The organism is Tateyamaria pelophila (assembly GCF_019966495.1).
Classification (GTDB): Bacteria; Pseudomonadota; Alphaproteobacteria; order Rhodobacterales; family Rhodobacteraceae; genus Tateyamaria; species Tateyamaria pelophila.
This window is the reverse complement of the sequence record NZ_JAIMIA010000057.1, coordinates 21,469-30,505: the sequence shown is the minus strand read 5'-3', so window position 1 is coordinate 30,505 and position 9,037 is coordinate 21,469. Positions and strand designations below refer to the sequence as shown.

Genomic DNA, 9,037 nt, shown 5'->3' with positions numbered 1-9,037 from the left:
AACGCATGATCTTCTCTCCTGAATTTTGAAACCATACCGCCACAGCGGGTTTCAAAATTCAGGAGAGAAGATCAGAGAAAGATTCGCTGAAGCGGACCGGCTAGAAGCCGGTGGCTTCGATCCATTAGGTGGAAAGTCAAGTCGCCGGATCGGGCACGTCTCTGCGCACCGACCCCGACAGTCACGCTCAGCCCATCGCCTGGAGACGCTTGAACAGGCTAGACGTATCCCAACGTCCACCGCCCATTTTCTGCACATCCTTGTAGAACTGATCGACCAGTGCCGTCACGGGCAGGCTGGCACCATTTGCGTCGGCGGTATCCAGACAGATCCCCAGATCCTTGCGCATCCAATCCACCGCGAATCCATGCTCGAAATGATCGTCCAGCATTGTCTCGTAGCGATTGGACATCTGCCAGGAACCCGCAGCGCCCTGCGAAATCACTTCAACGACCGCGCGACCATCAAGGCCTGCTTTTTCGGCGAAATGCAGCGCTTCGCTGAGACCCTGAACAAGGCCGGCAATGGCAATCTGGTTGGCCATCTTGGTCATCTGGCCCGCCCCGCTTCCGCCGATCCGGCGGCACAGTTTGGCATAGGGCTGGATGATGGGTTCCGCGCGCGCATAGGCGCTGTCATCGCCACCACACATGATCGACAGCGCACCGTTTTCGGCCCCTGCCTGACCACCGGACACAGGTGCGTCGACGAAACTGATCTTCAATGCGTCTGCCGCTTCATAAAGCTCTGCCGTGACCGCAGCCGAAACCGTCGTATGATCCACAAAGACCGATCCGCTTTGCATACCGGCAAACGCGCCGTCATCCCCCAGACAGACTGACCGCAGATCGTCATCATTGCCGACACAGGCCATCACGAAATCAGCGCCTTCGGCGGCCTCCCGCGGCGTCTTGGCCATGGCACCGCCACAGGTGCTCACCCAATCCTGCGCCTTTGATGCCGTGCGATTGTAAACCGTCACATCGTGGCCTGCTTTCTGTAGATGTCCCGCCATCGGAGCGCCCATCACACCCAGACCCAAAAATGCCAGTTTCGCCATGTCTTTCCCCTTGTCGTCTTCTGTGCGCGACTTGCGCTTTGACCGGTGTCTACTTAACAGTCACACCCCAAGGGTCAACGGCAGGCCCGCGTGCAAGAGGCTCGAATGGCAGTTGTGTTTCAATGGTTGGTGCGGGCGACGGCGGCGATGATCGTGATCGCGGTCCTTGGCGTGTCGATGGTCTATTATCTCGCCTCGCGCTCTCTGCCGAACTACGACGCCGTGGTGCGCGTTCCGGCTATTTCGGCCCCGGTCGAGATCGTGCGCGACAACGCAAACGTCCCTCATATCTTTGGCGAGACGGACGCAGACGTGTTTCACGGGCTCGGCTTTGCCCATGCCCAGGACCGGCTATGGCAGATGATGATGTTGCGTCGTACGGCGCAAGGGCGGCTTTCGGAACTCTTTGGCACGGCCACGCTGGATATCGACAGCTTCATCCGTCGTCTGGATATCTACAACCTCGCCGTTCAATCCGTCGAGGCATTGGATGCGCAAACACAACAAGCCCTTACCGCCTATGCGGCGGGCGTCAACGCGCGTCTGGACCAGATCAACACCGAGGCCCTGGGCCGCGGCGCACCCGAAATGTTCCTGTTCAACGCGCCTCTGGCCCCGTGGCGGCCTGCCGACAGTGTCGTCATTGCCAAACTCATGGGCCTGCAACTGGCAGGGCAAATGGAAAACGAGATCCTGCGGGCCCGGATGTCTCTTGCGCTGGAGGACCCTGCCCGCCTCGCGGACATCTTGCCGGACGTGCCCGGACCCGGCATTGCGAGCCTGCCGGAATATGCAGCGCTCGTGCCCGGCGCGCAGCAAATCTATGCCACAGACGATTTCGCGGAACCGCACCCGCTGTCGCCGTTCAAACCTCACGGTCTGGCGGGCGCGTCCAATGCGTGGGCGGCCGCCGCCTCGCGGTCCGCTTCGGGCGGCACTTTGCTGGCGAACGATCCGCATCTGGGCCTGACGGCCCCGTCCGTCTGGTACCTCGCCCGGTTGGAATTGCGCAGTGGCGGCGTCATAGGTGGCACCATTCCCGGCATGCCGCTGGTGCTGACCGGGCGTTCTGACCGTTTGGGCTGGGGCCTGACGTCGGCCAATGTGGACGATCAGGATTTGTTTATCGAAGAGCTCAACCCCGACAACCCGCTGCAATACCGCACACCAACCGGGTTCAAGGAATTTGAAAGCCGCGCGTCGATCATTGAAGTCGCGGATGCAGATCCGGTCACGCTCACACTGCGCTGGACAGATAACGGGCCCGTGATGCCCGGCAGTTTCCGCAATCTCGCGGCGATCACCCCGCCCGGACACGTGGTCGCGCTCAGTTGGACAGCTCTCAGCCCACGCGACACGTCGCTGCAAGCCGCCCTGGAAGTGATGCGGGCCCACACCGTGGCCGAGGCGATCGTCGCGTCAGAAACCTACATCGCGCCCGCACAAAACATGACGCTGGTCGACCGGGGCAGCATTGCCATGAAGACCATCGGCGCGATCCCAAGGCGCGACATCAACCACCAAAGCAAAGGGCGTCTGCCAAGCCTCGGATGGCGTTCCGAAAACCGCTGGCAAGGGCGGATGCCCTACAGTTCCAATCCCGGCTTTGTCTCTCCGGTCGGCGGTATCCTTGGCAACACGAACAACAAGACTGTTGACCGGCCCTTTCCCAACCACGTGAGCTACAAATGGGGCGACACCCAGCGGATCCAGCGCTGGCAACGGTTGATGCAGGCGCGCGAAGTGCACACCCGCGACAGCTTCATCGAGGCGCAACTCGATACGGTATCGTTCACGGCCCGCTCCCTCTTGCCGCTGATCGGGGCGGAATTATGGTTCATCGGCGAGGCCGCTCCCGACGGCACTGCCCAACGGCAAAGACAACGGGCGTTGGCCCTGCTGGCCGAATGGAACGGTGAAATGAACGAACACTGGCCCGAGCCGCTGATCTACGCCGCCTGGTTGCGCGCTTTGCAGGACAGGCTGATCCGGGATGAACTTGGGCCGATGGCCAATTCGCTGAACCACGTGGAACCCTTGTTCATCGAACGTGTCTTTCGCGACGTCGAGGGGGCCGCCATATGGTGCGACGTAAAACAGTCCGCCCCGGTCGAGACCTGCGCGGACATGGCAAGGCTGGCACTGGACGACGCGCTGATCTGGATCGACGAAAACTGGGGCACGCAGCTTGAAAGTCTGCGCTGGGGGGATGCACATCAGGCCACCCACGACCATCAGGTTCTGGGCGAAGTGCCGGTGCTGCGCTATTTCGTCAATATCAGGCAATCGACCTCGGGCGGCGACAACACGTTGATGCGAGGAAAGACCAAAGGCACCGGCCCCAATCCGTTCCAGAACGTGCATGGCGCCGGTTACCGGGGCGTCTATGACTTTGCTGATCCGAATTCTTCGGTCTTTATCAGCTCGACCGGGCAATCGGGACATTTCCTGTCGCGGCATTACGATGATCTGGCCCAGCTGTGGCGGCGCGGAGAATATATACCGATGTCACTGGACGAAGGGCTCGCACGGGCGGCCAGCGTGGGCGTCACCCGGCTCGTTCCGCTCCAGTAATGCACGCTCCGCTTTTCATTGATTCGAAAAATCCCGAGACAGCCGACCAGCCATGACCACAATCCTGTTCAACAAACCCTATGGCGTGCTGTCTCAATTCACCGATAAAGGCACGGAAGGTTCCAAGCGCCCCACGCTCTCTGCTTTTATAGACGTGTCGGGTGTCTATGCCGCCGGACGTCTGGACCGTGACAGCGAAGGGCTGATGGTGCTGACCAGCGACGGCGCACTTCAGGCACGGATTGCCCACCCCAAATTCAAGGCACCCAAGACGTATTGGGCGCAGGTCGAAGGCGATATCTCGGCAGACGCCCTGCAGGCCTTGCAAACCGGCGTGACGCTCAAAGACGGCAGAACCCGCCCTGCACAAGCCCGCGCAATACCGCCCCCCGAACCACTCTGGAAGCGCGATCCACCCATCCGGATGCGTAAATCCGTACCGGACAGCTGGCTGGAACTGACCTTGACCGAAGGGCGCAATCGTCAGGTCAGACGGATGACCGCACATGTCGGGTTTCCCACGCTCCGCCTGATCCGGGTCCGGATCGGAGACTGGACACTTGACGGGTTGAAACCGGGTGAGTGGCGAATGGCATAACACGATGGGGCAGTCCCGCTTTCGTCTGGAAGACAGCCCCAAAATCACACGCGCATCGGAAAACGTATCGTTTTCCGGCCGTTTTCCGTGCCGGAAAACGCGGCGCCTAAAGCCCGTCGAACCGGGCTTTCTGGATTGGTGTCCACTTGACGTCGAACTCGAAACCGTCCTCTCCTTGCCGTTCCGCCTCCACAACATCCTGCTCGAACAGCCATGCGCGTTTGCGCCCTTCCGCATAAGGAAGCAAGAGCGTCTCGGACACCAGTCCGCCCATCAGAGCCTGCGCCACATGATCCAGCAGCGCCTCGATGCCCTCGCCGGTGATGGCCGAGATTGCAAAGACGTCATCTTCGCGATCGGCCCGCGCGCGGATGGCTTCGGCCTCGTCGTCCGGCAACAGATCAACCTTGTTCCAGACCTCGAACTGGACTCGATCCGGTCCCACCCCCAGATCTGTCAGGATCGCCGCCACATCTTCGGACTGCGCCTCTGTCTCGGGATGTGAAATGTCGCGGACATGCAGCACGATGTCAGCCGCCAGCACCTCTTCCAGCGTGGCGCGAAACGAGGCGACCAACTCGGTCGGCAGATCAGAGATGAATCCCACAGTGTCCGACATGATGACCTCGGGCCCGTTCTCGATCTCGACCCGCCGCATCGTCGGATCCAGCGTGGCAAAGAGCATATCCTTGGCCATCACATCCGCCCCGGTCAGGCGGTTGAACAGCGTCGACTTGCCCGCGTTGGTATATCCAACCAAGGCGACAATCGGATACGGCACCTTAGCCCGCGCAGCCCGGTGCAAGGTCCGGGTCTTGACGACTTTTTCAAGCTGACGGCGCAAGCGCACCAATTGCGTGTCGATGGCGCGGCGATCCGCTTCGATCTGTGTTTCCCCCGGTCCGCCGACAAAGCCAAGACCACCCCGTTGCCGTTCCAGGTGGGTCCAGGCCCGCACCAGCCGGGTCCGCTGATAGGTCAATGCCGCCATTTCGACCTGCAACACGCCCTCGCGGGTCGCGGCCCGGTCCGAAAATATCTCCAGAATCAGGCTGGTACGATCAAGCAGCTTGACCTTCCATGCCTTTTCCAGATTGCGTTGCTGGACTGGCGTGACGGGCCCGTCGATCAAAACCAGTTCAACGTCGGCGGCGTGGATACGCTGCGCCAACTCTTCGATCTTGCCCTTGCCAAACAGCATGCCCGCGCGGACGCGCGGCAGCGGCACGATCTCCTGACCGACCACCTGCAATTCAGGCAAGGCATGTGCCAAAGACACAGCCTCCGCCAACGCAAGATTTGCCGCGCGACGGTCTTTATCCGATTTTATGTCGGGATGAAGAACCCACGCGCGCGTGAACTCTGGAGTATCTCCCATCAGGACGCGTCTTCGCCCTCGTACAAACTGATCGGCTGACTGGGCATGATCGTGGAAATCGCATGCTTGTAAACAAGCTGACTTTGCCCATCCCGACGCAACAGCACGCAGAAGTTGTCAAACCAGGTGATAACGCCCTGCAATTTTACACCATTGATCAGAAATATGGTCACGGGCACCTTTGTTTTGCGCACGTGGTTTAAAAATGCATCCTGCAAATTTTGTCTATCGGAAGCCATATCTGGGGGAACCCTTTTTTTATTGTCTTGGCCTGCAAATCAGACCGTCCCTCCCGCGGGAGTATGAAGTGGGGGTCAACAAGATTCCACCCCAAAAAACAGTCCGTTAAACACCTGTCGCAAAGGTTCGCTCAACCGCGCCACAAATCCTGTGTAAACAGCGCGATAATCGCCAGCGTTTCAAGTCGGCCCAACACCATCGCGGCGGCGAAAATACACTTGGCGGTATTGTTCATTTCAATCAACAGAATGGGACTGTCGCCCGCGAATTCCAAAAGCGGACCCGTGGTCGATAACCCGGCGACCGTCATCACCAAAGCGGTGTCAAAGGAGACACCCGTTGCGGTCAGCGCGATGGTGACCAACGCCAATGTCAGCGCAAAAAGCATGAAGAAAATCCACGCGATGAATGCTCCGTCCTTCTGCAAACGCTGTCCAAACCGCCCGCCACCCCCCACCGACGAGGGATGCACCAACCGCTCCATCTCCCGCAGACCGTTCTGATAGAGCGCAAAGACCCGCAGCAGCTTGACCCCGCCCGCCGTGGTGGCCACGCCACCGCCGATCAACGCGAGCCCCATCAAAAGCAATCCAGGCGTCTCGAGCCCGGACCACGCTTGCGCCGCGCCCCAACTGCCGGAGGCAAAACCGGTTGTCGTCAAGAAAGACAAGACCGTGAACGCACTGCCCCAGAGGGCGTATGCCGCATCCTCCACGCTATTTTGGGCCGAGACATCAAACGCCCCGATGAAATGCCGCAGAAACAGGACCACCGGCACGATCACCATGAGCCCGACGCCAATGCGAAATTCAGGGTCTCGGCCGAGGCCGCCCGTGTCAGAGGTGACCGTATCTGTCGAAAAGGTCAGCCGGGACAACGCAAAGAGCATGAACAACAACATCACGGCTTCGCCCGCAATGCCGGACCCGTCTTGCTCCAGCCCCCCGACCGGAGAGATACCGGAGGTCGCCATCACAGACATCGCATGGCACAGCGCAACCAGCGATCGATCGCCGCCAACAACCAACAAAAGCCAAAGCGTAAGCGTCAGGCCCACATAAATCGGCAGCAAGACCGACCCGACGCTGGCGATCCTCACACGGGCTTCGGGCACCGTCATGCCCGGGCCAACCGTTTCACGGCGTCCGGGCTCGGCGCGGGCGGTCACCTCAAAGCCCCCGAGGTTCAGTGGCGCCAGGATGGCCGACGCCGCAATCCACATCAAAAGCCCGCCCATCCACCCGACCAGCGCGCGCCACAGATGCAGCGTGCCGTTCAGCCGTTCGGGATCGTCAAACAGAGTGGCACCGGTGGTGGTGATCGCGCTGACCATCTCGATATAGGCATGCAGGAAAGTGGTTGTGCCCACGCCTTCGTAAAACGGAACGGCCAACATCAACGGCAGAAAAACGAAGGCGCTGAGCAGCGACAAAAGCGGGCCCAATGTGCCGTGGCGACTGTCGCGACCGGCATGGGCAAGGGCGATCAGCCCAAATATGATCAGGCCGAGCAAGCCGCTGTATAAAAACGCCCGTGCGGTCTCAAGTTCGCGCACCACACCGCCGTAGACCGCGGGCACCAGCATGGCCGCCGAAGCCACACCGATCATCAGCACGAACAGGGGCAAGCGCCAAAGGCGCGCGCCAAAGGTCTGGCTTTGCTTGATGCGCTTCGGCATCAGAAAAAGTCGATGGACACCTGCATCAGGCGCTCCACCTCCGGCACGTCCTTGGTCAGGGCAAATATTGCAATCACATCGCCTTCATCGATCCGGGTCCGCCCCACCGGGCGCATGACCTTGTCGCCTTTGCGTATCGCGCCGATCAGCACACCTTCGGGAAAGTCGATCTCGTTGATCTTCCTGCCGGCAAGCGGCGACGTCGACAACACTTCGGCCTCGATCACTTCGGCGTCGGCATCACCGATGGAATAGACCGCCCGCACGCGCCCATGCCGAATATGGCGCAGGATCGAACTGACGGTGGTCGCTCGCGGGTTGATATAGGCGTCGATGCCCAGGGTGCTCATCATCGGCACCAATGTCGGGTCGTTGATCAGGGCGATGGCATAGGGGCAGCCTTCGGATTTGGCGCGCACGGCAGCCAGCATGTTGGTCTTGTCGTCGTCAGTCACGGCCAGCATCGCATCCGCACGCGAAACGCCCGCCTCGTGCAGCAGCCCGACGTCCAGGCCATCGCCGTGCAACACAATCGTCCGCTCCAGCGCTTCGGCGGCCAGTTCGGCGCATCGCCGGTTGCGTTCAATGACCTTGGCACGCACCCGGTTTGTCTGCTTTTCCAGTGCGCTCGCCACGGCAAGGCCCACATTGCCGCCGCCCACGAGCACAATGCGTTCCTGCTTGCGCATGGTTTTGCCAAACACTTCCATCGTGCGCGGCACATCGTCGACATGGGAGAATATATAGGCGTCGTCTCCGGCAAAGAGCTGATCCCCCGCCTCGGGCGCAAACAGCATCCCGTCGCGGCGCACGCCCACGACCACCACACGCAGGGTGGAAAAGAGATCGGTCAACTGGCGCAGCGGCGTGTTGAGCACCGGGCAATCAGCGCCCAGCGAAATGCCCAGCAATTGCGCCTGATCATCCATGAACAATTCCGTGTCAAACGCCGACGGAGCGCTCAGACGTTGCAGGGCGGCAGCGGCGACTTCACGTTCGGGGCTGATCACCACATCGATCGGCATGTGGTCCCGGCGGTAAAGGTCGGAATAGATGGCCGTAAGATAGGCCTGGCTGCGCAATCGGGCGATCTTGCGATTGATGCCGAATACGGAATGCGCCACCTGACAAGTGACCATGTTCACCTCGTCCGAGTAGGTCGCGGCAATGATCATGTCGGCATCCCGTGCGCCTGCCCGGTCCAGCACATCGGGGTAACTGGCAAAGCCCGCGACTCCCTGAACGTCCAGCGTGTCGGTCGCCCGTCGGACCAGATCGGGATCGCTGTCGACCACGGTCACATCGTTGCGCTCACCCGACAGGTGACGGGCGATTTGCCACCCCACCTGGCCTGCCCCGCAGATAATCACCTTCATGGCACACCCTCGTCCTTCGCTGTGCTCGATATTGCCCTGGCACGGCCTTGTTCAGCATCCTTGCATGACAGAGCGTGCGAGCCCGGTCAACGTTTCGCATCCGTCCCGTACGGATCGTGATTGTCAAAGCGGC

General features: G+C 60.7%; 7 protein-coding genes. 2 read left to right on the top strand and 5 right to left on the bottom strand.

What is annotated here, in order from left to right; all coding sequences use genetic code 11:
* Positions 1-187: 187 nt before the first annotated feature.
* Positions 188-1,060: an NAD(P)-dependent oxidoreductase gene (locus tag LC354_RS16590; protein WP_223425847.1), complete on the bottom strand. Its 873-nt coding sequence runs from the start codon at positions 1,058-1,060 to the stop codon at positions 188-190.
* A gap of 105 nt (positions 1,061-1,165) precedes the next feature.
* Here LC354_RS16590 and LC354_RS16585 point away from each other — a divergent pair, with 105 nt between their 5' ends.
* Together LC354_RS16585 and LC354_RS16580 are read left to right on the top strand one after the other, a co-directional pair.
* Complete coding sequence (locus tag LC354_RS16585; RefSeq protein ID WP_223425843.1) at positions 1,166-3,634, top strand: penicillin acylase family protein; 2,469 nt, start codon at positions 1,166-1,168, stop codon at positions 3,632-3,634.
* 52 nt (positions 3,635-3,686) lie between these two features.
* Complete coding sequence (locus LC354_RS16580) at positions 3,687-4,232, top strand: rRNA large subunit pseudouridine synthase E (protein ID WP_223425832.1); 546 nt, start codon at positions 3,687-3,689, stop codon at positions 4,230-4,232.
* Between the two features lie 106 nt (positions 4,233-4,338).
* Here the strand turns inward: LC354_RS16580 and hflX are convergent, their stop codons facing one another.
* The 4 genes from hflX to trkA form a co-directional block, all read right to left on the bottom strand.
* Complete coding sequence (gene hflX, locus LC354_RS16575; protein ID WP_223425830.1) at positions 4,339-5,610, bottom strand: GTPase HflX; 1,272 nt, start codon at positions 5,608-5,610, stop codon at positions 4,339-4,341.
* Positions 5,610-5,849: an RNA chaperone Hfq gene (gene hfq / locus LC354_RS16570; RefSeq protein WP_007119530.1), complete on the bottom strand. Its 240-nt coding sequence runs from the start codon at positions 5,847-5,849 to the stop codon at positions 5,610-5,612. Before hfq ends, hflX begins: the two co-directional genes overlap by 1 nt.
* Positions 5,850-5,980: 131 nt before the next feature.
* A complete protein-coding gene (locus tag LC354_RS16565; protein WP_223425823.1) occupies positions 5,981-7,528 on the bottom strand; it encodes a TrkH family potassium uptake protein in 1,548 nt (515 codons plus the stop codon).
* Positions 7,528-8,904, bottom strand: coding sequence for a Trk system potassium transporter TrkA (trkA, locus tag LC354_RS16560; protein ID WP_223425821.1), 1,377 nt, complete (start codon positions 8,902-8,904; stop codon positions 7,528-7,530). The genes LC354_RS16565 and trkA overlap by 1 nt, the downstream gene beginning before the upstream one ends.
* Positions 8,905-9,037: the final 133 nt, after the last annotated feature.